Annotated in this window: 17 protein-coding genes; 12 read left to right on the top strand and 5 right to left on the bottom strand. The window is 60.1% G+C overall.

Features of this window, described 5'->3' with window-relative positions:
* Positions 1–170 precede the first annotated feature (170 nt).
* From WBR25_RS04690 to lipA, 4 genes are all read left to right on the top strand, one after another.
* On the top strand, positions 171–1,367 hold the full coding sequence (locus WBR25_RS04690) for a D-alanyl-D-alanine carboxypeptidase family protein (RefSeq protein ID WP_005335176.1): 1,197 nt from the start codon (positions 171–173) through the stop codon (positions 1,365–1,367).
* Between the two features lie 292 nt (positions 1,368–1,659).
* Positions 1,660–1,923, top strand: a complete 264-nt coding sequence (gene ybeD, locus WBR25_RS04685) for a DUF493 family protein YbeD (RefSeq protein WP_005335178.1) — start codon at positions 1,660–1,662, stop codon at positions 1,921–1,923.
* Positions 1,924–1,985: 62 nt separating this feature from the next.
* On the top strand, positions 1,986–2,663 hold the full coding sequence (lipB, locus tag WBR25_RS04680) for a lipoyl(octanoyl) transferase LipB (protein WP_040066806.1): 678 nt from the start codon (positions 1,986–1,988) through the stop codon (positions 2,661–2,663).
* On the top strand, positions 2,660–3,625 hold the full coding sequence (gene lipA, locus WBR25_RS04675; protein WP_005335190.1) for a lipoyl synthase: 966 nt from the start codon (positions 2,660–2,662) through the stop codon (positions 3,623–3,625). Before lipB ends, lipA begins: the two co-directional genes overlap by 4 nt.
* 108 nt (positions 3,626–3,733) lie before the next feature.
* Here lipA and WBR25_RS04670 read toward each other — a convergent pair whose 3' ends face one another.
* Positions 3,734–4,294, bottom strand: a complete 561-nt coding sequence (locus tag WBR25_RS04670; protein ID WP_139494096.1) for an NUDIX domain-containing protein — start codon at positions 4,292–4,294, stop codon at positions 3,734–3,736.
* 7 nt (positions 4,295–4,301) lie between these two features.
* Positions 4,302–5,102 carry a DUF2989 domain-containing protein gene (locus WBR25_RS04665; protein ID WP_139494095.1) on the bottom strand — a complete coding sequence of 267 codons (801 nt, stop codon included), beginning with the start codon at positions 5,100–5,102 and terminating at the stop codon, positions 4,302–4,304.
* Positions 5,103–5,313: 211 nt separating this feature from the next.
* Between WBR25_RS04665 and WBR25_RS04660 the strand changes: the two genes are divergently transcribed.
* Both WBR25_RS04660 and WBR25_RS04655 read left to right on the top strand, forming a co-directional pair.
* Positions 5,314–6,747: a glyceraldehyde-3-phosphate dehydrogenase gene (locus tag WBR25_RS04660; RefSeq protein ID WP_479749485.1), complete on the top strand. Its 1,434-nt coding sequence runs from the start codon at positions 5,314–5,316 to the stop codon at positions 6,745–6,747.
* A 74-nt stretch (positions 6,748–6,821) separates the two neighbouring features.
* Positions 6,822–7,130 (top strand): YeaC family protein, encoded by a 309-nt coding sequence (locus tag WBR25_RS04655; RefSeq protein ID WP_479749484.1) that lies wholly within the window; start codon positions 6,822–6,824, stop codon positions 7,128–7,130.
* Between the two features lie 310 nt (positions 7,131–7,440).
* On the opposite strand, the gene ansA is transcribed toward WBR25_RS04655, so the two are convergent.
* Entirely contained in the window at positions 7,441–8,448 is a 1,008-nt protein-coding gene (ansA, locus tag WBR25_RS04650) for an asparaginase (RefSeq protein ID WP_005335195.1), read from the bottom strand.
* 446 nt (positions 8,449–8,894) lie between these two features.
* Here ansA and gltS point away from each other — a divergent pair, with 446 nt between their 5' ends.
* A complete protein-coding gene (gene gltS, locus WBR25_RS04645; protein ID WP_005348115.1) occupies positions 8,895–10,094 on the top strand; it encodes a sodium/glutamate symporter in 1,200 nt (399 codons plus the stop codon).
* 241 nt (positions 10,095–10,335) lie between these two features.
* On the opposite strand, the gene WBR25_RS04640 is transcribed toward gltS, so the two are convergent.
* On the bottom strand, positions 10,336–12,207 hold the full coding sequence (locus WBR25_RS04640) for a methyl-accepting chemotaxis protein (RefSeq protein ID WP_479749881.1): 1,872 nt from the start codon (positions 12,205–12,207) through the stop codon (positions 10,336–10,338).
* A gap of 256 nt (positions 12,208–12,463) precedes the next feature.
* On the opposite strand from WBR25_RS04640, the gene prfB reads away from it, so the two are divergent.
* Together prfB and lysS are read left to right on the top strand one after the other, a co-directional pair.
* Positions 12,464–13,562 (top strand): peptide chain release factor 2 gene (prfB, locus tag WBR25_RS04635; RefSeq protein ID WP_100645262.1). Its coding sequence is split into 2 segments (ribosomal slippage): positions 12,464–12,538 and positions 12,540–13,562, totalling 1,098 coding nucleotides; the frame shifts between segments, so codons are not numbered across the junction.
* A gap of 16 nt (positions 13,563–13,578) precedes the next feature.
* Complete coding sequence (lysS, locus tag WBR25_RS04630; protein ID WP_005335201.1) at positions 13,579–15,114, top strand: lysine--tRNA ligase; 1,536 nt, start codon at positions 13,579–13,581, stop codon at positions 15,112–15,114.
* A 120-nt stretch (positions 15,115–15,234) separates the two neighbouring features.
* Here lysS and WBR25_RS04625 read toward each other — a convergent pair whose 3' ends face one another.
* Complete coding sequence (locus WBR25_RS04625) at positions 15,235–16,041, bottom strand: PhzF family phenazine biosynthesis protein (protein WP_167573416.1); 807 nt, start codon at positions 16,039–16,041, stop codon at positions 15,235–15,237.
* Positions 16,042–16,230: 189 nt separating this feature from the next.
* Here WBR25_RS04625 and WBR25_RS04620 point away from each other — a divergent pair, with 189 nt between their 5' ends.
* The 3 genes from WBR25_RS04620 to WBR25_RS04610 are packed head-to-tail and all read left to right on the top strand — an operon-like array spanning position 16,231 to position 20,529.
* On the top strand, positions 16,231–18,021 hold the full coding sequence (locus tag WBR25_RS04620; protein WP_479749483.1) for an assimilatory sulfite reductase (NADPH) flavoprotein subunit: 1,791 nt from the start codon (positions 16,231–16,233) through the stop codon (positions 18,019–18,021).
* Positions 18,021–19,745 carry an assimilatory sulfite reductase (NADPH) hemoprotein subunit gene (gene cysI / locus WBR25_RS04615; protein WP_479749482.1) on the top strand — a complete coding sequence of 575 codons (1,725 nt, stop codon included), beginning with the start codon at positions 18,021–18,023 and terminating at the stop codon, positions 19,743–19,745. The genes WBR25_RS04620 and cysI overlap by 1 nt, the downstream gene beginning before the upstream one ends.
* Entirely contained in the window at positions 19,735–20,529 is a 795-nt protein-coding gene (locus WBR25_RS04610; RefSeq protein ID WP_479749481.1) for a phosphoadenylyl-sulfate reductase, read from the top strand. The genes cysI and WBR25_RS04610 overlap by 11 nt, the downstream gene beginning before the upstream one ends.
* Positions 20,530–20,587 lie beyond the last annotated feature (58 nt).

The following is a 20,587-nucleotide window of genomic DNA, read 5'->3' as shown; positions in this document are numbered from 1 at the left end:
CGGATGTGACTAACCGCTTACTCACTGTCATCACGTCGTTTTATGGCGTGATGACAGGGAGTGATGGATAAAAAACCAGTTCTGATCGCCATCTCGGGCTATAACCTGCGGGCGCATCTGGTATAGTTAGGCCCGCATTTTATCCCCATCTGGCTCGCAGGAATTTCAAGATGTCCAAATTTGCCCGTTCAGTTCTTCTGGCCTCACTGATCAGCGTAACCGCCCAGGCCAATACGCCGGTGCCGACACCGACCCCGAATGCCATGCCCATGGTGGTTCCCGCCGCGCCGGAGATCTCCGCCAAGGCCCATATTCTGATCGACTACTACTCCGGTCAGGTGCTGGCCGAGCAGAACGCCGAAGAGCGTCTGCCGCCCGCCAGTCTGACCAAGATGATGACCTCCTACATCATCGGCCAGGAGCTGCTGAAGGGGAACATCAAGCGCACCGACATGGTGACCATCAGCCAGAACGCCTGGTCCAAGAACTACTCCGACTCTTCCAAGATGTTTATCGAGGTGGGCAAGCAGGTCTCCGTCGATGATCTCAACAAGGGCATCATCATCCAGTCCGGCAACGATGCCTGCGTCGCCATGGCCGAGTTCCTGGCGGGCAGCACCGACTCCTTCGCCAGCCTGATGAACAGCTGGGCCGCCAAGCTCGGCATGAACGACAGCCACTTCATGAACCCGCACGGTCTGGATGCGGAAGGTCACTACAGTACCGCTCACGATATGGCCCGTCTGGGTCAGGCGCTGATCCGCGACCTGCCGGAGGAGTACAAGATCTACTCCCAGAAATCCTTCGTGTTCAACGGCATCACCCAGCACAACCGCAACCGCCTGCTGTGGGATCAATCCCTGCAAGTGGATGGCATCAAGACCGGCCACGTCAGTCAGGTCGGCTATAACCTGGTCTCCTCTGCCACCAACAACGAAGGCATGCGCCTGATCGCCGTGGTACTGGGCGCCAGCAGCGAAGCCTCCCGCGCCGCCGAGAGCAAAAAACTGCTCACCTACGGCTTCCGCTTCTTCCAGAGCCTGACCCCGTACAAGGCAGGCACCGAGCTGGTTACCCAGAAGATCTGGATGGGCGACAAACCGGAAGTGAAACTGGGCGTCGACAAAGATGTCTCCGTGCTGGTCACCCGCGGTCAGGGTAACAACCTGAAGGCTGATTTCCAGCTCGACAGCGAGCTGAAAGCGCCGCTGGCCAAGGGGCAGCGCGTCGGTACCGTGTTCCTGAAACAGGGCGACAAAGAGATCAAGCAGGTGCCGCTGGTTGCCCTGGAAGAGGTGCAGGAAGGTGGCTTGATGAGCCGTCTGTGGGACTATCTGGTACTGCTGGTCACCAGCTGGTTCAAGTAATCCAACGCACAATCCTCACCAAACAGCGGCGCCAACAGGCGCCGCTGCTGTCTGTGACCGGCAAAGGCAGTGAATAACCCTGTAAACTGCAGGTTCCGCCTCACCCTGATTTGTGGTAAAAAGCAGCACTTCCATCCTTGTCTGACCGATCCTGGCCTTGATCCCGGTCCGGGCAGCGCCCATATAGTTATGAGCCGTGCCCATATAGACTTGAAATGGCGGCCTCCACGGGCCATCGGCCACTAGCCATCCAAGATGAAGTCATCCCGGTGATGACGAAAAAGGTGAGTAAATGAATACCAAGTTTGATGAACTGCTGGAGTTTCCCTGCAAATTCCCGTTCAAGGTACTCGGCGTTGCCGACCCGGCACTGCCGGAAATGGTGGTTGAAGTGCTGCAGCAGCACGCCCCCGGCACCTACAGCCCGACCGTCCAGCCCAGCTCCAAGGGCAACTACCACTCGGTCCGCGTGACCGTGACTGCCCAGAGCAAAGAGCACATCGAAGCGATGTACCACGCCCTTGGCAAGATCGAGCTGGTGAAATACGTACTGTAATTTCTCTCTCGCCCCGTTCTGCGGGGCGACTGTTTTTGGCCGCAGCACGCCGCGAGGACGCCATGTCATCCCAGATCCCCGCCCAGTCCAGCCTGATTGTCAGGCAGCTGGGTCGCCGCCCCTACCAGCCGGTATGGGACGCCATGAAAGCCTTCACCGACAACCGCACCAGCGACACCCCGGACGAGTTCTGGGTAGTCGAGCACGATCCCGTCTACACCCAGGGCCAGGCCGGCAAGGCCGAACACCTGCTCAATCCGGGCAATATCCCGGTGGTGCAGAGCGATCGCGGCGGTCAGGTGACCTATCACGGCCCGGGCCAGCTGGTGCTCTACGTACTGGTGGATGTCCGCCGCTGCAAATTCTCGGTTCGCGAGCTGGTGACCGCGCTGGAGACAGCCATCATCAACACCCTCGCCAAAAGCGATATCCAGGCCTATGCCAAGGCCGATGCCCCCGGGGTTTATGTGAAAAATGACCTTGGTATGGAGGCAAAACTGGCCTCGCTGGGTCTGCGCATCCGCAAGGGGTGCTCGTTCCACGGGCTGGCCCTCAACATCAACATGGACATGACCCCCTTCCTGCACATCAATCCGTGCGGCTATGCGGGCATGGCCATGACCCAGACCAGCGCTCTGGGCGGCCCGCAAAGCGTGGCCGAGGCGCAATCCATTCTGGTGGCCGAGCTGGCTCGCCTGATTGGCTATCAAACAATAACAAACACCGAGAGTGAATCATGAGCAAACCCGTTCGTATGGAGCCGGGCGTCAAGCTGCGCGATGGCGACAAGATGGCCCTGATCCCGGTGAAATTCATGCCGGATCCCAACGAAGAACTCCTTCGCAAGCCGGACTGGATGCGGATCAAGCTGCCCCCCTCCAGCCAGAAGATCGAACACATCAAGAGCACCTTGCGCAAGAACAAGCTGCACTCGGTCTGTGAAGAGGCTTCCTGCCCCAACCTGGCGGAGTGCTTCAACCACGGCACCGCCACCTTTATGATCATGGGCGCCATCTGCACCCGCCGTTGCCCCTTCTGCGACGTGGCCCACGGCCGCCCGCTGGCACTCGATCCGGAGGAGCCGAAGAAGCTGGCGCTGACCATCAAGGAGATGAACCTCAAGTATGTGGTGATCACCTCGGTGGACCGCGACGATCTGCGCGACGGCGGTGCTCAGCACTTCGCCGACTGCATTCGCGAGATCCGCGAGCACAGCCCGCAGACCCGCATAGAGATCCTGACTCCGGATTTCCGTGGCCGGATGGAGCAGGCGCTGGAGGTGTTCCGCGAGACCCCGCCGGACGTCTTCAACCACAACCTGGAAACCGCGCCGCGCATGTATCGCGTCGCCCGCCCGGGCGCCGACTACAAGTGGTCGCTGGAGCTGCTGCGCCGCATCAAGGAGATGCACCCTCACGTGCCGACCAAGTCCGGTCTGATGATGGGCCTTGGCGAGACCAACGAAGAGATCGTCGAGGTGCTCAAGGATCTGCGCGCCCACGGCGTCAACATGCTGACCCTGGGTCAGTATCTGCAGCCGAGCCGCCACCACCTGCCGGTCAAGCGCTACGTGCCGCCAGCAGAGTTTGACGAGCTGAAAGATGTCGCCATGGAGCTGGGCTTTACCCACGCCGCCTGTGGTCCTTTCGTTCGCTCTTCCTACCATGCTGATCTGCAAGCCAAGGGCGAAGAGGTCAAATGATCTCGCACGACAGAGAGGCCAAATAACCGCCTCCATCTCAATTAAAAAGAGCGCCTATTGGCGCTCTTTTTAATTGAGATCACTGACAGTTGCAGCTTGATGTACTCATCAGCCGTGGTCGAAGATCCCCTGCTGATGCCAGCGTTGCAGCTGGGCCAGCACCCGGGTCTCCCGCGCCGTCCACTGGGGACAGGGCCCCGCCAGCTGGGTCTTGTTGGTCTGCAGCGCCTCGTCGAGGGCAAACCAGCCGGGCACGAAGCCAAGGCGGATCTCGTAGGGCTGCGGCTGGGGCGCCACCAGCTGATCGCCAATCCGGCACAAGTAGTAGAGCGAGCGGATGCAGTAGGCATCGAACCCCGGCTCGCGGGCGGCGCGATATTCACGGGTTTCGCCAAGCAGGCCCCCCACTTCCCGCAAATCGGCACCGCACTCCTCCAGCAGCTCGCGAGCGAGCGCCACATGGTGGCTCTCCCCCGCTTCAATGCCGCCCCCGGGGAACATCAGATCGCCATTGACCCGGGAGTGCACCAGCAGCAGCTCGTCACCACGGGGCACCACGGCGCGCACCGTGAGGCGCTCCAGAGTACGGCCATCGGTACGTACCTCGCCATGAACGAAAGAGAGATCGAACGGATTGGGCCAGCAGCTGGCCGGGGAGAACATCGTCATCACTGCATCAGGGCCGGTAGTTGCCATGCTGTAGCTGCTCGACAATTTCGGCAGCCCGCACATCGTAGCCATCCTGCTCTGTCTTGCTCAGGGTGTGGTAGATGCCAAAACGCTTGGCAGAGATCTCTGGCGCATCCTGAAACGACTCGCTCACCTTGCCCCACAGATAGGCCAGCCCATACTGTTTCTGGCCCATATAGAGGGTGCTGAGGGAGGTGAATATGCGGCTGTTCACCTTATCCCCCTCCTGATAGAGGGATAGGCCGTGCTGCAGGGTGGCGATGGCCTTTTCGGGGTCGCTCTTGGCGTAGATACCGCCGAGCGCCAGTTGCAGCTCGGGTTCATCCAGCGCCTTGGTACCTTCCAGCGCCATAAACTGCTGGCGAGCCAGCTCGTTGGTGTTGTTGGTCCAGTGCCAGAGCAGCAGGTAGGGATCTTGTGAATTGCGGGTCGCCGCATCGAGCTGGGCCAACTGATCCCCGGCCGCCAGCATGCCCTCGACCCGTGGACTCTTCTGCTCGCGGGCATTCTTGTATTCAATGCTGGTGGAGCGCTCGGCACATTTGAGATAGCGCTCAAGGTTGCGCATCAGCTCGTACTTGCGCCGATCCGTCCCCTCCTCCTTGAGATAGAAGCGACTGCGGATCACATCGGTACGCTCGTAGCGACACCAACCATCGTCCACCAGATCCTGGCAGAGCTCGGGATGATTGCCACAGATGTTGTGGATCCGATCGTCATTGCAGCCAGCCACGGCAAGGCCGACTGAAAGCATGATGAAGGTCTGTCGCAGGGGGAAATTGGCCATGGTTCACATCTTGTTGGTAACGCGGGTTGGTAACAACTGGCGCCTTTACGGGCCACCTCCGGCTAGCAAACCGGTTACATATCCATTACAATGCGCGCGCCATATAAGGCCGCGATTGCAGAATAATATAACGAAATATACACCCCTACACTGATCTGCATTCGACGAATTTTCTATTTACACCAACAACGTGAAATAAAGGATCTGGTCAATGACCCACGAGCACTACTTGCAAGCGTGGCAGGAGAGCCAGGAGCTCGCCGAAGCCATGCAGCCCTTGATTGGTCGCCTCTACCGACAACAAGGGGTCGAGATCACCCTCTACGGCCGCCCGCTGCAAAACGCCTCCACCATCGATATCCTCAAGGCCCACCGGGTCGTCCGCCGCCACCAGGGCGCGCCCCTCCCCATCCAGCAAAGCTTCCCCCTGCTTCAGGCCATCGTTGCCCTCAAACCCACCGCCGCCGAGGTTGACCTTGGCAAGCTGGCGGTTGGTTACTGGCAGGATCATCAGGATGAGGCGGGGATCGAGGACTATCTGCAAGCGCGACTGGCACCGGCCCTTGGCCGCAGCCAGATGCCGCAGCCGACCGACGTGGTGCTCTACGGCTTTGGCCGTATCGGCCGCCTGCTGGCCCGCCTGCTGATCGAGCGTACCGGCGCTGCCAATCCGCTGCGCCTGCGCGCCATCGTGGTACGCGGTGGTCGCGACGGGGATCTGGAAAAACGCGCCAGCCTGCTGCGCCGCGACTCGGTGCACGGCCCCTTCAACGGCTCCATCGAGGTAGATGTGGAGCGCAGTGCCATCATCGCCAACGGCACCTTCATTCAGGTGATCTACGCCAATAGCCCGGCCGACATCGACTACACCGCCTACGGCATTCACGATGCGCTGATCGTCGACAACACCGGCGTCTGGCGTGACGAGGCAGGCCTCTCCGAGCACTTGAAGGCGCGCGGTGCCGCCAAGGTGCTGCTGACCGCCCCCGGCAAAGGGGAGATGAAAAACGTGGTGTTCGGGGTCAACCATGAGGTGATAGGCCCGGATGACAGGATCATCTCCGCCGCCTCCTGCACCACCAATGCCATCACTCCGGTACTCAAGGTGATGCAGGAGCGGTACGGCATCCGCCACGGCCACGTGGAGACGGTTCACTCCTACACCAACGATCAGAACCTCATCGACAACTATCACAAAGGCGAGCGCCGCGGTCGCAGCGCAGCTCTCAATATGGTGATGACCAGCACCGGCGCCGCCAAGGCGGTGGCCAAGGCGCTGCCGGAACTCAAGGGCAAGCTGACCGGCAACGCCATCCGGGTGCCGACTCCCAACGTCTCGCTGGCGATTATCAATCTGTCGCTGGAGCAGGCCACCGATCGGGAGAGCCTCAACGCCTATCTGCAACAGATGGCGCTAAGCTCGGCCCTCCATCGCCAGATCGACTTCAGCGCTAGTACCGAGCTGGTCTCCTCCGACATGGTAGGTTCCCGTTATGCGGGCATCGTCGACTCCCAGGCGACCATCGCCGAGGGGGATCATTGTGTGCTCTACGTATGGTATGACAACGAGTTCGGGTACAGTTGTCAGGTAGTGCGGGTGATGGAGCAGATGGCTGGCGTAGTCCGCCAGGATCTACCTGCATAGACCCCGATAGGGTCTACCTGCATGGCCCGTCAGATCCCGCAGTTTATGGCTCAATAGTTCAAGGAGAAGGCCGGATGTCGTTTCAACAGGGTGAGTTTTTGCAAGCAATCAGGCAGATGCCCGAAGAGGTGTACGAGCGGCTCAAAACCGCAGTCGAGCTGGGCAAGTGGCCCGATGGCAAGCCCCTCACCGACGAGCAGAAGGCCACCTCCCTGCAAGCCGTGATGGCCTGGCAGGCGATGCATCTCGACAATCCCGAACATATGAACATAGGTCGTGACGGCGAAATCGTGATGAAGAGCAAGAGCGAGCTCAAGCGGCTGTTTCGTGAAGAAAATCAGCCAGTTGAAGAGGAGATAGTGCGGGTCAATCTCAACCACTGAGACCGCTCGCCATCCCGTCTCGCGGCGGCCAATCGAATAGCGAGAGAGCAATACATAGTTCGATAAAGAGTGCGATAAATAGCAAAGAGGGGAGCCATCATGGCTCCCCTCTTTTTCCCTCTCTCTGCAGGGTGACTCATCCCCCTCATCCCCGGCCCTTCTCCCGCCAGGGGAGAAGGGAGCAGGCTCGCAGCCTGCAGACAGTAAGCGGGCCACCTGCAGGCGATCTTCATGGCAAGCCTCGTGGCCAACCGCACCTCGCTCTATTCCCTCTCCCGCCGGGAGAGGGTCAGGGTGAGGGCCGCAATGCTCAGGGCGTCAGCTCCCCGCGCAGGGACTGCTGCATCAACTCGCGAATGCGGTGGGAGGGCAAATCCTGGCTCAGCAGGAAGTGGAGCTTGGTGAGCGCAGCTTCGGCGGTCATGTCAAAGCCCGAGATCACCCCGGCCCGCGACAGGGCGTTGCCGGTGGCATAGCCCCCCATATTGACCTTGCCGTGCAGGCACTGGCTCAGGTTGACGATGATGACGCCGCGGGCCGAAGCCTCGGAGAGCAGCGCCAGCATGGCCGGGTTTTGCGGCGCATTGCCGACCCCGAATGACAGCAGGATCAGCGCCTTCACCGGCTGTTGCAGGATGTTGGCGATCACCTCGCTGGAGATCCCCGGATAGAGGGTCACCACGCCGATGGGCTGGGGGGTGATGTCGTGCAGCACCAGCGGCCGCTCGGAGGGCACGCCCAGCTCGCCCGCCTCCAGCGAGATGGCGATCCCGGCATTGAGCAGCGGCGGATAGTTGGGGGAGTCGAAGGCGTGGAAGCCGTCTGCATGCACCTTCTTGCTGCGGTTGCCGCGATAGAGCTGGTTGTTGAAGAACAGCGTCACCTCGTGGATCGGGTAGTTGGCCGCGATATAGAGGGCGTTGAGCAGATTCTGCTGACCGTCGGAGCGCAACTCGGCCAACGGGATCTGGGAGCCGGTGATGATGACCGGCTTGTGCAGATCTTCCAGCATGAAGGAGAGCGCCGAGGCGGTGAACGACATGGTGTCGGTGCCGTGCAGGATCACGAAACCATCGTATTTCTCGTAGTTGTCGCGAATATCCTCGGCGATGCGCTGCCAATCCGCCGGGGTCATGTCGGAGGAGTCGATGAGGGGCGCATATTCGTGGATATGGTAATCCGGCATCTCGGGGCGGTGGAACTCGGGCATCCGCGCCAGACAGTCTTCCATAAAGCCCGCCATCGGCACGTAGCCGTGATCGGAACGCTGCATCCCAATGGTGCCGCCTGTGTAGGCAATGTAGATAGACTTCTTCACACCCTCTCCTCTTGATGAAGTGAACACCGCCGGAACATGAACCATGTCGGGGTGAACCACAATGTCAACGCCCGCCAGCGCCTCTGCGTGCAGCGGAAACCGGCGAATTATAGAGACTGGCGCCCCAAATGACAGCCGTTCCATGCACCCTTTTCGGCTTTTCTGCCCTCTACCTACATAGTGCTAAATGTCACAATAAACCACTAAAACGAGCATTAATACGACAAAGATGGAATTAAACGATGCTTTTTGCTACAATCCGCCGGATTTTACTAAAATCTCATCTGGATGCCTGAGCATTTCAGGCCCGCACAAGCCCCATCTTTCCTGGGGCGGGGAGATGTTTCCCCTTCTTTGTTGGCGCATGAGCCACACTGTTTTCATCCCGGCTGAATCTGTAAGTCTTTTGCTATGAAAGACACAGCCAATCAACATGGGAGTACTGAATGTTACAACTTGATTCCTACGCAACGCTGGTCGCTGCCACTCTGGTATTGCTGCTTGGCCGGGTGTTGGTTACCCGAGTCGGGCTGCTGCGTACCTTCAACATCCCCAAACCGGTAGCCGGCGGCCTGGTGGTCGCGCTGGTACTGCTGCTGCTGCGCTCCACCCTGCAGATGGAGCTGCAATTTGATACCAGCCTGCAAACCCCGCTGATGCTGGCCTTCTTCGCCTCCATCGGTCTCTCCGCCGATCTCGCCAGCCTGAAACGCGGCGGCAAGGCGGTGGTTACCTTCCTGATGGTGGTCACCGGCCTGCTGCTGGTGCAGAACAGTCTGGGTGTCGGTCTGGCGACCCTGCTCGGTCTGGATCCCCACATGGGGCTGCTGGCCGGCTCCATCACTCTCTCCGGCGGCCATGGCACCGGGGCGGCCTGGAGTGCCACCTTCTCCGAGAAGTACGGCGTGCAATCCGCCGCTGAGCTCGCCATCGCCTGTGCCACCTTCGGTCTGGTGCTGGGCGGCCTGATCGGTGGCCCGGTCGCCCGCTATCTGGTGAAGAAAGTGCAGGTGCCCGGTGAGGAGCACAATCAGGATGAGGCCCCCCAGGGCTTCGAAATGCCTGATATGGAGCGCCCCCTCACCACTTTCAGCGTTATCGAGACGCTGGCATTGATCGCCATCAGCCTCAAGGGCGGCGAGCTGCTCTCTGCTTCCCTCAAAGGGGGCGCCTTCGAGCTGCCGATCTTTGTCTGCGTGCTGTTTGTCGGCGTGCTGCTGCGCAACGTCCTGACCCTGCTAAACTGGCATGAGGTGAGCGATCGAGAAGTCTCCCTGCTGGGCAACGTCAGCCTGTCACTGTTCCTCGCCATGGCACTGATGAGCCTGAAATTGTGGGATCTGGCCAGCCTGGCCCTGCCCATCTTCATTCTGCTGGCCGCCCAGACAGTGGCGATGGCGCTCTACGCCATCTTCGTCACCTTCCGGGTGATGGGCAAAAATTACGATGCGGCCGTACTGGCGGCAGGTCACTGCGGCTTTGGCCTGGGGGCCACCCCGACCGCGATTGCCAACATGCAGGCCATCACCCAGCGCTTCGGTCCCTCCCACCTGGCGTTTCTGGTAGTGCCCATGGTGGGCGCCTTCTTTATCGACATCATCAACGCCATGGTGATCAAGCTGTTTATGGCGATGCCATTCCTGTAATTCCCTTTCCGTCAGACGTATATGATCAGAGCCCACCTTTCGGTGGGCTCTTTGTTTGTTCTCTACTCGCCAGCTGACGCAGGCAGAGCCGTGGCACGTATCCGGTACCAGGGTGACCCGCGAGCAACCCGGACGGAGCTTAATCCCCACATCCCGCACTCCCCCCGAACAACAAAAAGCCCCGCACTCGACAGAGGGCGGGGCTTGTTTATGTCAGCCGGAACAGACCGGGACGTGCACCTTACAGGATAAAGGTCGACACCTGCTGGTTCAGGTCAGCAGCACGCCCTTTGAGGCTGTGGGCCTGATCCAGATCGCGCATGGCGGCGGCGGTGATCTCGTCACTCACATCCTTGATGGCGGTGGTGTTCTGGGTGATCTCGCCAGTCACCTGGGTCTGCTCCTCGGCGGCAGTGGCGATCTGACCCGCCATGTCGGAGATGAGGGAGATGGCGCTGGTGATCTCTTCCAACGCACGCACCGCCTGATCGGCATCCTGCACACTGTTGTCCGCCAGCCCCTGACTGGTCTGCATCAGGCTCACCGCGCGGGCAGTGGTCTGTTGCAGGGTCTCGATGGTGGACTGGATCTGCTGGGTGGAGTCCTGAGTACGGCGCGACAGCACCCGCACCTCATCAGCCACCACCGCAAAACCACGACCCTGCTCACCAGCACGGGCCGCTTCAATGGCCGCGTTCAACGCCAGCAGGTTGGTCTGCTCGGCAATCCCCTGAATGGTGGAGAGAATGCTGGTGATGGCCTGCGCGTGGCGGCTCAGCTCCCCGATCACCTCGGTCGCCTGCCCCACCTCTTCGGCCAGACCATTGATGGACTGGCGGGTCTTGTTGACCAGCATCTTGCCCTGCTCACTGCTCTGGGCAGATTGCTGGGCAGCGGCGGCGGTGTTCTCGGCGTTGCCGGCGATCTCCATGGTGGCGCTCGCCATCTCGGTGACCGCCGTGGCGACCATGGTCACCTCCTGCTGCTGACGCTGCAACTCGTCCACCGCGGCCTGGTTGGTCACCAGACTGCGCTCGGCATCGGCGTTCAACTCGTTGGCCAGCTGACGGATATTGCCGATCAGCTGATGCTGGCTGCCGACGAAACGGTTGAAGCTGTTGGCCAGTTGGCCCACTTCGTCGTTGGCGTCGATCTTGATACGCTGGGTCAGATCACCGTTACCATCGGCAATGCGGGCCAACGCCTGGGAGACCTTGGTGAGCGGGCCAAGCAGCATGCTGACCAGCCAGGAGATAGCGAGGATGCTACCCACCAGCACCAGTAGCGCCATCCCCAGCTGGGTCATCAGCAGGGAGGAGAGCGGCGCTTCCAGCGCGGCCTTGTCCAGCACCAGTACCAGTTCCCAGTCTGTGTCGGGGATATCAACCGCCCACAGCAGCTTGTCGCGACCTTCGTTGTCGAAATAGGCCGACACCAGATCCTTGCTCGCCTTGCTCTGCTCGATCAGAGCATTGGTCAGATCATTGTCGATCTCGCTGGCCGGTTTCATCGCCTTGGCAGCATCCTTGTAGGCGATGATGGTGCCATCCTTGTGCATCATGATGGCGAAACCGTCGGCAGGCAGCTGCATCTTGGTCACGTCTTCCACCAGCGAGGCGATGGAGAGGTCACCACCGACGACCCCGCCAGAAACCGGCTGGGCCAGGGTCACCACCATGATGTTGTAAGCCACGTCGAGATAGGGTTTGGTGACAATCAGGCCACCTTTGCTCATCGCCTCCTGATACCAGCCACGAGAGCGCGGGTCGTAGCCATCGCGGTTGATGGAAGGATCTGAGTCATTCATCTTGCCGCTGCTCTCACCGAAATAGGTGAGCTGGAAACGGCCGGAAACTTGTGCCTGTTGCAAGGCATTGAGGGGTTCGGCACTGGCCTTGTTGCCGAGCGCCTGGATCACGTCGCGACGGGCGGCGAGCCAGTCGCTGACTCGCTCGGCCTGCTGGGTACCCAGCCGTTGCAACTGCTCCTGGCTGCCTTGCAGCAACAGGGACTTCTGGCTGCTATAGCTCTGCCAGGAGAGCAACAAAATCACCAACGAAAGGGCGATCACCACTGACAACAGTATCTTCTGCTTGAGTGACAGGTTTTTCATCATGTGTTCTTCTTATTGAGGTGAGGAGCGGGTTTTTCCCTAAATTGCACAACACTACACGTAGTCATTAGCGACCCGAATGGCCAAAACTGAACCTGAAAATGGGTCGGCGGGCGATATTTTCTACCGAGGTGGAGAAAAGTGCACCAGAAATTGACGGCATGAGCCGCACAAGCCAAGGCAACCCTGTTTATTCCTTCCACAATTGGCTAGAATATCCCGTTTTTAAATCACATCGACCCTGAGAGTTTTCACGATGTTCGAAGTTAATCCCGTATTAAATAAACTTAAGGAGCTGTCTGAGCGGACCGAGCTTCTTAGGGGGTACCTTTGACTATGACGCCAAGAAAGAGCGTCTAGAAGAGGTCAACGCCGAGCTGGAACAGCCGGACGTATGGAATGAACCCGAGCGCGCACAGGCGCTGGGCAAAGAGCGCGTAGCGCTGGAAAACGTGGTCGGCACCATCGACACCCTGACCCAGGGCGTGGATGACGTCGAGATGCTGGTGAGCCTGGCCGTGGAAGGGGAAGACGAAGAGACCTTCAACGAAGCCATCGCCGAATCCGAACAGCTGGAAGCCAAGCTGGTGGATCTCGAGTTCCGCCGCATGTTCTCCGGTCAGCACGACGGCTCCGACTGCTATATCGACATCCAGTCCGGCTCCGGTGGTACCGAAGCGCAGGATTGGGCCAACATGGTACTGCGCATGTACCTGCGCTGGGGCGATGCCCACGGTTACAAGCCCGAGCTGATTGAATGCTCCGAAGGCGACGTGGCTGGTATCAAGTCCGCCACCATCAAGTTCACCGGCGAATATGCGTTCGGCTGGCTGCGTACCGAAACCGGCGTTCACCGTCTGGTTCGCAAGTCTCCGTTCGATTCCGGTGGCCGCCGTCACACCTCCTTCTGTTCTGTGTTCGTCTACCCCGAGATCGATGACGATATCGATATCGAGATCAACCCGGCGGATCTGCGGATCGACGTCTACCGCGCCTCCGGTGCCGGTGGTCAGCACGTTAACCGAACCGAATCCGCAGTGCGTATTACCCACGTTCCGACCGGTGTCGTGGTACAGTGCCAGAACGACCGTTCCCAGCACAAAAACAAAGACCAGTGTATGAAGCAGCTGAAAGCCAAGCTCTACGAGCTGGAAATTCAGAAGCAGAACGCTGAGAAACAAGCCCTGGAAGAGACCAAGTCTGATATCGGTTGGGGCAGCCAGATCCGTTCCTATGTGCTGGATGACTCCCGTATCAAGGATCTGCGCACCGGCGTCGAAACCCGTAATACCCAATCGGTGCTCGACGGTGACTTGGACAAGTTTATCGAAGCCAGCCTGAAATCAGGTCTGTAAACAAGCAGGAATCACCATGTCTGAACAAACCATCACTCCGGAAGTCGACCAAACTCTCGAACTCAACAACGAGATGACCGAGCGTCGTTCCAAGCTGGCCGCCCTGCGCGCCCAGGGTAATCCTTTCCCCAACGACTTCCGTCGCGACAGCCTCTCTGGCGATCTGCACGCAGAGTTCGACGACAAAAGCGCCGAGGAGCTGACGAGCCTGGGTAAACGGGTGAAGATTGCCGGTCGCATCATGACCCGCCGGATCATGGGCAAGGCTTCTTTCGCCACCCTGCAGGACATGGCCGGCAAGATCCAGGTCTACGTCACCCGTGACGACCTGCCGGAAGGTTTCTACAACGAGCAGTTCAAGAAGTGGGATCTGGGCGACATCGTGGGTGTCGAAGGTACCCTGTTCAAGACCCAGACCGGTGAGCTCTCCGTTCACGTTTCCGATATCCGCCTGCTGACCAAGGCGCTGCGTCCGCTGCCCGAGAAGCACAAAGGCCTGACCGACCAGGAAGCCCGCTGCCGCCAGCGCTACCTGGATCTGATCGCCAACGAAGAGTCCCGCAAGACCTTCATGATCCGCACCCAGGTGGTTGCCGGTATCCGCAAGTTCTTCAACGAAAAGCGCTTCATGGAAGTGGAAACCCCGATGATGCAAGTCATCCCGGGTGGTGCCTCCGCGCGTCCGTTCGTCACTCACCACAATGCGCTGGACATCGACATGTACCTGCGTATCGCTCCGGAGCTCTATCTGAAGCGTCTGGTGGTCGGTGGCTTCGAGCGTGTCTACGAGATCAACCGCAACTTCCGTAACGAAGGTATCTCGGTTCGTCACAACCCCGAGTTCACCATGATCGAGTTCTACATGGCCTACGCCGACTACATCGATCTGATGGACCTGACCGAAGAGCTGCTGCGCACCTTGGCGCAGGACATCCTGGGCGACACCAAGATCCGTTACGCCAAAGAGGGCGAAGAGGGCCTGACCATCGATTTCGGTCAGCCGTTCCAGCGCCTCACCATGGTCGAGTCCATCCTGAAGTTCAACCCGGATGTAACCCTGGACGATCTGGCTACCCTCGAGAGCGCCAAGGCCGTTGCCAAGCGTCTGCACATCGAGCTGATGAAGGGATGGGAACTGGGCCACGTGATCACCGCGATCTTCGAAGAGACTGTGGAGCACATGCTGCTGCAACCGACCTTCATCACCGAGTACCCGGCCGCCGTTTCTCCGCTGGCTCGCCGCAACGACGTGAACCCGGACGTAACCGACCGCTTCGAATTCTTCATCGGTGGCCGCGAGCTGGCCAACGGCTTCTCCGAGCTGAACGATGCAGAAGACCAGGCCAAGCGCTTCCAGGATCAGGTTGATCAGAAAGAAGCTGGCGACGACGAAGCCATGTTCTACGACGCAGACTTCGTCACCGCACTGGAACACGGCCTGCCGCCGACTGCCGGTCAGGGTATCGGTATCGACCGTCTGGTAATGCTGTTCACCAACAGCCACACCATCCGTGACGTCATTCTGTTCCCGGCCCTGCGTCCGCAGAAGTAAGGCCCACAGAAGCCAGCTAAATCCCTTGGGTCAATCCCGAGCGTGATAGCCCATAAAAACGCCCCGCGACTGCGGGGCGTTTTTTTATAATGCTCACAACAATTGACGAATGCTTACCGCTTATGAGGCTGGCGGTAGCAGCCACTCTCCCTGCCACAAGGTGACGGCCAGACCGGCCATCAGTACCCGCGCCTCCTGCAGTTCAAGCCGCAACTCACCACCACGGGCCGAAATCTGACGGGCCCGCAGTTGCCGTTTACCAAGCCGTTCGGCCCAGAAGGGCACCAGAGCGCAGTGGTTGGAACCAGTAACCGGATCCTCATCGACGCCCACCCAAGGGGCGAAATAGCGGGAGACAAAGTCATGGTTCGGGTCGTTTGAGGGCGCCGTCACTATCACCCCCCGTCCCGGCAGGGCGCGCAGAGCATGAAAATCAGGCGAAAGCGTACGGATCTCCTCTTCACTTGCCAGTTCCAGCAAGAACTTGGCCCCGACCGCCAGGGTCTGTCGTGGCTGGCAGCCGAGCGCGGCAGCATAGGCTAGGTCCAGAGTCAGTGGAGCCAATGCGATACGTGGAAAATCGAGCCAAATCCACTCATCTTCGCGCTGGGCCAGCAGCTCACCACTACGGGTCTCGAAGCGGATAGTCTCGTGTGCAGCTACCGCCCCTGTCTGCCACAACACATGAGCAGCCGCCAAGGTGCCATGACCGCAGAGATCAACCTCGACTTTCGGCGTGAACCAGCGCAACTGATAATGGGCTCTGCCAAGTTGTACCAGAAAGGCTGTCTCGGAGAGGTTGAACTCGGCCGCCATCGCCAGCTGGCTGGCATCCGGCAGGGCGGGTCCCAATACAACCACTGCGGGGTTGCCACCAAGGGGCTGCCGACTGAACGCATTGACATGAAACAATCTGATATTGGACATGGCACTTCCTGTGTTATCAAGTGGCTCTCATTTAACGCCCTTTATACCACGCCCCTCTTTTGCTGCGGGAACAGGCGTACCTCTGCCCCTTTAATGCATTAATAGAATAAAGAAGACATTTTTATTCTTTGTTGTTATCCAACACGCCCTTTAATCTGGCCAAAAATCAGACCATGGAAGACGCGTGTGATGCAATTGAAGGATTCCCCATTCAACCTCTCCCCTCTCTCTGACGAGCAGCAACGTCAGCTGGGCCAGGTACTCTCGACCCTCAATACCCAGCAACTGGCCTGGGTGAGCGGATATCTCTACGGCCTCTCCCAGAGCGGTCACCAGAACGTTGCTGCCAGCGCCGCCGTGGCTGCGCCCAGCGGCAGCCTGACCATTCTCTACGGCTCCCAGACAGGCAACGCCAAAGGGGTCGCCACTGCCATCAAGGCGCAGGCCGAGGCCCGCGGCCTACCCGTCACCCTAGCGTCGATGGCCGACTACAAACCCAAGCAGCTCAAGAAAGAGAGTCACCTGCTGGTGGTAGTGAGCACTTACGGGGAGGGTGAACCACCTGAAAGCGCCGTCGATCTGTTCGAGCAACTTAAAAAAGGCAAGCTTGGCAAGCTGGACGGGCTCAAGTTCGCGGTACTGGGGCTGGGTGACAGCTCCTACGAATTTTTCTGCCAGACCGGCAAAGATTTTGACAACTTCCTCGCCACCGCTGGGGCCGAGCGCATTTATGAGCTCGCCAGCCTCGATGTGGATTATCAGGATGCAGCCAAGTCGTGGGGCGAACAGGCGCTCAACGCCATTGCCGCGACCCTCTCTACCGGTGTGGCCAGCAGCAGCGTGACCAGCGCGGTGCAGCAGGCGGTTGGCCACAACCAGTACAGCAAGGAGAACCCCTTCCCTGCCCGCCTGTCGGTCAATCAGAAGATCACCGGCCGGGATTCCACCAAGGATATCCGCCATATAGAGATCAATCTGGCCGACTCCGGCCTCACCTATCAGCCGGGGGATGCCCTCGGTGTCTGGTTCGACAATGACGCCGAACTGGTGGGTGAAGTGCTGGCCCTGACCGGCCTCTCTGGCGATGAAGCCACGGCCCAGGGCACCTTGCGCGCCGCACTGACCAGTCACTTCGAACTGACCCGGCTGTACGGCGGCTTTATCACAGGACTCGCTGACATATCGGACAACGCAGCGCTGAAAGATCTGGCAGGCGACAAGGCCCAGGTCAATGCACTGGTGGCCTCCGCTCAGGTGGTGGATGTACTGAAACGCTTCCCGACCGCCCTCACGGCCGAGCAGCTGGTCAGCCTGCTGCGCCCCCTCACCCCGCGCCTCTACTCCATCGCCTCCGCCCAGAGCGAGGTGGAAGAGGAGGTGCACCTGACCGTCGGCGTGGTGCGCTACCCGCAGGAAGATGGCACAGTGCGCTCTGGCGCAGCCTCCTCCTATCTGGCGGATCGGCTGATTGAGGATGGCGAGGTGCGGGTATTCGTGGAGCACAACGACAACTTCCGCCTGCCTGCCAACCCAGATACCCCCGTCATCATGGTGGGTCCGGGCACCGGCATCGCCCCGTTTCGTGCCTTTATGCAGGAGCGGGAAGCTCAGGGCGCAGAAGGCAAGAACTGGCTCTTCTTCGGCAACCCCCACTTTACCCAGGATTTCCTCTATCAGGTGGAGTGGCAGCGTTATGTGAAATCGGGGCTGCTGTCGAAGATCTCGCTAGCCTTCAGCCGGGATCAGGCCAACAAGATCTATGTGCAGGACCGCCTGCGCGAGGCAGGGCTTGAGCTCTACCAGTGGCTGGAAGCAGGCGCTCACTTCTATGTGTGTGGCGACGCCAACAAAATGGCCAAGGATGTGCAGGAGGCCCTGCTGGATGTAATTGCCGAACACGGCCACAAGAGCCGTGAGGAAGCAGAAGAGTATTTGAGCGAATTGCGTCGTGCCAAACGTTATCAAAGGGATGTCTATTGATGAGCAAACAACCTCTTTCTCACCCAAAAGCGGGACCGGTCGAAGGGCCGCTGGCCGACAACGAGCGCCTCAAGCGCGAGAGCAACTTCCTGCGCGGCACCATAGAGCAAGATCTGCAGGACCCGCTCACCGGCGGCTTTAACGGCGACAACTTCCAGCTGATCCGCTTTCACGGCATGTACCAGCAGGATGACCGCGACATCCGCCCGGAGCGCGCCGCCCAGAAGCTGGAGCCGCTGCACAACGTCATGCTGCGTGCCCGCCTGCCGGGTGGGATCATCACCCCGGCCCAGTGGCAGATCATCGACAAGTTCGCCGAAGAGCACAGCCTCTACGGCAGCATCCGCCTGACCACCCGTCAGACCTTCCAGTTCCACGGGGTATTGAAGCGCGACATCAAGCTGATGCACCAGACCCTCAACAGCACCGGCATCGATTCCATCGCCACCGCCGGCGATGTGAACCGCAACGTGCTCTGCACCAGCAACCCGGTGGAGTCCGAGCTGCATCAGGAGGCCTACGAGTGGGCCAAGAAGATCTCCGAGCACCTGCTGCCCAAGACCCGCGCCTACGTGGAAATCTGGCTGGACGGTGAAAAACTGGGGCAGGATGAGGAGCCGATCCTGGGGTCCAACTACCTGCCGCGCAAATTCAAGACGACCGTGGTGATCCCGCCTCACAACGACGTGGATATCCACGCCAACGATCTCAACTTCGTGGCGATTGCCGAAGGTGGCAAGCTGGTAGGCTTCAACGTGCTGGTGGGCGGTGGCCTCGCCATGACCCACGGCGACACCACCACCTACCCGCGCAAGGCGAGCGACTTTGGCTTTATTCCGCTCTCTCACGTGCTGGAGGTGGCGGCCGCCGTGGTCAGCACCCAGCGCGACTGGGGCAACCGGGTCAACCGCAAGAACGCCAAGACCAAGTACACCCTTGAACGGGTTGGCGTCGAAGCCTTCAAGGCCGAGGTGGAGAGCCGCGCTGGCATCCAGTTCGGGCCGGTTCGCCCCTATGAGTTCACCAGCCGTGGCGATCGCTTCGGTTGGGTCGAGGGGATCGACGGCAAGCACCACCTCACCCTGTTTATCGAAAATGGCCGCCTGCTGGACTTCCCGGGCAAGCCGCTCAAAACCGGCATGCTGGAGATCGCCAAGGTGCATCAGGGGGATTTTCGCCTGACCGCCAACCAGAACCTGATCATCGCCGGGGTACCTGCCAGCGAAAAAGCCAGCATCGAAGGGCTGGCACGCCAATACGGCCTGCTGGATGACGGCGTAAGCGAGCAGCGCAAGCAGTCCATGGCTTGTGTAGCCCTGCCCACCTGCCCGCTGGCGATGGCCGAGGCCGAGCGCATGCTGCCCGCCTTTGTCACCGACATCGAAGGGCTGCTGGCCAAGCACGATCTCGCCGATGACGCCATCATCTTCCGGGTCACCGGTTGCCCCAACGGCTGCGGCCGCGCCATGCTGGCAGAAGTGGGTCTGGTGGGCAAGGCGCCCGGCCGCTACAACCTGCATCTGGGGGGCAACCTGGAGGGCACCCGCATTCCGCGCCTCTATCAGGAGAACATCACCGAGCCGCAGATCCTGGCCGAACTGGACGCGCTGATCGGCCGCTGGGCCACCGAGCGCAATCAGGGTGAGTGCTTCGGCGACTTCGTGATCCGGGTTGGGGTGATTGCCCCCGTTATCGACTCTGCGAGGGACTTCTATGCCGCTTAATCTGCCGCTTAATGTCACTGAAGATGGCCGCCTTGACCTGCAGGCACTGCTGGCCCTCGGCCGTGAGGAGCAAGTCGAGGCACTCGCGCCCCTCAACCGGGAGCTGGATCCCATGAGTGCCCCCGAGCGGGTGCGCTGGGCCCTGGCAAATCTGCCGGGGGAGCATGTGCTCTCATCCAGCTTCGGCATTCAGGCGGCGCTGATGCTCCATCTGGTAAGCCGCGAGCGGGCCGACGTGCCGGTAGTGCTGACCGATACCGGTTATCTCTTCCCGGAGACCTACCGTTTCATCGACGAGCTGACCGAGCGCCTCGCACTCAACCTGAAGATATACAAGGCCGCGTTGTCACCGGCCTGGCAGGAGGCGCGATTTGGCCTCCTGTGGGAGCAGGGGGTGGAGGGGATCACCCGCTACAACCAGCTCAACAAGGTGGAGCCGATGGACCGCGCCCTGCGTGAGCTGGGGGCCCAGACCTGGTTCTCCGGCCTGCGCCGGGAGCAGTCCGGCAGCCGTGGCAAGCTGCCGGTGCTCGGCATCCAGCGCGGCCGCTTCAAGTTCCTGCCGGTGATCGACTGGAGCAACAAGGATGTCTTCTACTACTTCAAGGAGTTCGACCTCCCCTACCACCCGCTGTGGGAGCAGGGTTATCTCTCGGTGGGCGATGTCCACACCACCGCCAAGTGGGAGCCGGGCATGAGCGAGGAGCAGACCCGCTTCTTCGGCCTCAAGCGCGAGTGCGGTTTGCACGAGGAAAATGGCGAGAACGACGGCTCAGGCATCTAATCCCGTCTTGAAAACCCAACAAAACAACAAGGGCATCCGAAGATGCCCTTGCTGTTAT

The organism is Aeromonas sp. MTB (assembly GCF_056632455.1).
The sequence above is the reverse complement of the archived record's forward strand: the minus strand, read 5'-3'. Positions and strand labels throughout refer to the sequence as shown.

Coding starts and splice junctions, on each gene's coding strand:
- WBR25_RS04610 (WP_479749481.1), top strand. CDS start 19,735: ATGCCGCTTAATCTGCCGCTTAATGTCACTGAAGATGGCCGCCTTGAC.
- lipA (WP_005335190.1), top strand. CDS start 2,660: ATGAGCAAACCCGTTCGTATGGAGCCGGGCGTCAAGCTGCGCGATGGC.
- WBR25_RS04625 (WP_167573416.1), bottom strand. CDS start 16,041: ATGTCCAATATCAGATTGTTTCATGTCAATGCGTTCAGTCGGCAGCCC.
- WBR25_RS04620 (WP_479749483.1), top strand. CDS start 16,231: ATGCAATTGAAGGATTCCCCATTCAACCTCTCCCCTCTCTCTGACGAG.
- ybeD (WP_005335178.1), top strand. CDS start 1,660: ATGAATACCAAGTTTGATGAACTGCTGGAGTTTCCCTGCAAATTCCCG.
- lysS (WP_005335201.1), top strand. CDS start 13,579: ATGTCTGAACAAACCATCACTCCGGAAGTCGACCAAACTCTCGAACTC.
- WBR25_RS04660 (WP_479749485.1), top strand. CDS start 5,314: ATGACCCACGAGCACTACTTGCAAGCGTGGCAGGAGAGCCAGGAGCTC.
- cysI (WP_479749482.1), top strand. CDS start 18,021: ATGAGCAAACAACCTCTTTCTCACCCAAAAGCGGGACCGGTCGAAGGG.
- WBR25_RS04640 (WP_479749881.1), bottom strand. CDS start 12,207: ATGAAAAACCTGTCACTCAAGCAGAAGATACTGTTGTCAGTGGTGATC.
- gltS (WP_005348115.1), top strand. CDS start 8,895: ATGTTACAACTTGATTCCTACGCAACGCTGGTCGCTGCCACTCTGGTA.
- WBR25_RS04670 (WP_139494096.1), bottom strand. CDS start 4,294: ATGACGATGTTCTCCCCGGCCAGCTGCTGGCCCAATCCGTTCGATCTC.
- WBR25_RS04690 (WP_005335176.1), top strand. CDS start 171: ATGTCCAAATTTGCCCGTTCAGTTCTTCTGGCCTCACTGATCAGCGTA.
- lipB (WP_040066806.1), top strand. CDS start 1,986: ATGTCATCCCAGATCCCCGCCCAGTCCAGCCTGATTGTCAGGCAGCTG.
- WBR25_RS04665 (WP_139494095.1), bottom strand. CDS start 5,102: ATGGCCAATTTCCCCCTGCGACAGACCTTCATCATGCTTTCAGTCGGC.
- WBR25_RS04655 (WP_479749484.1), top strand. CDS start 6,822: ATGTCGTTTCAACAGGGTGAGTTTTTGCAAGCAATCAGGCAGATGCCC.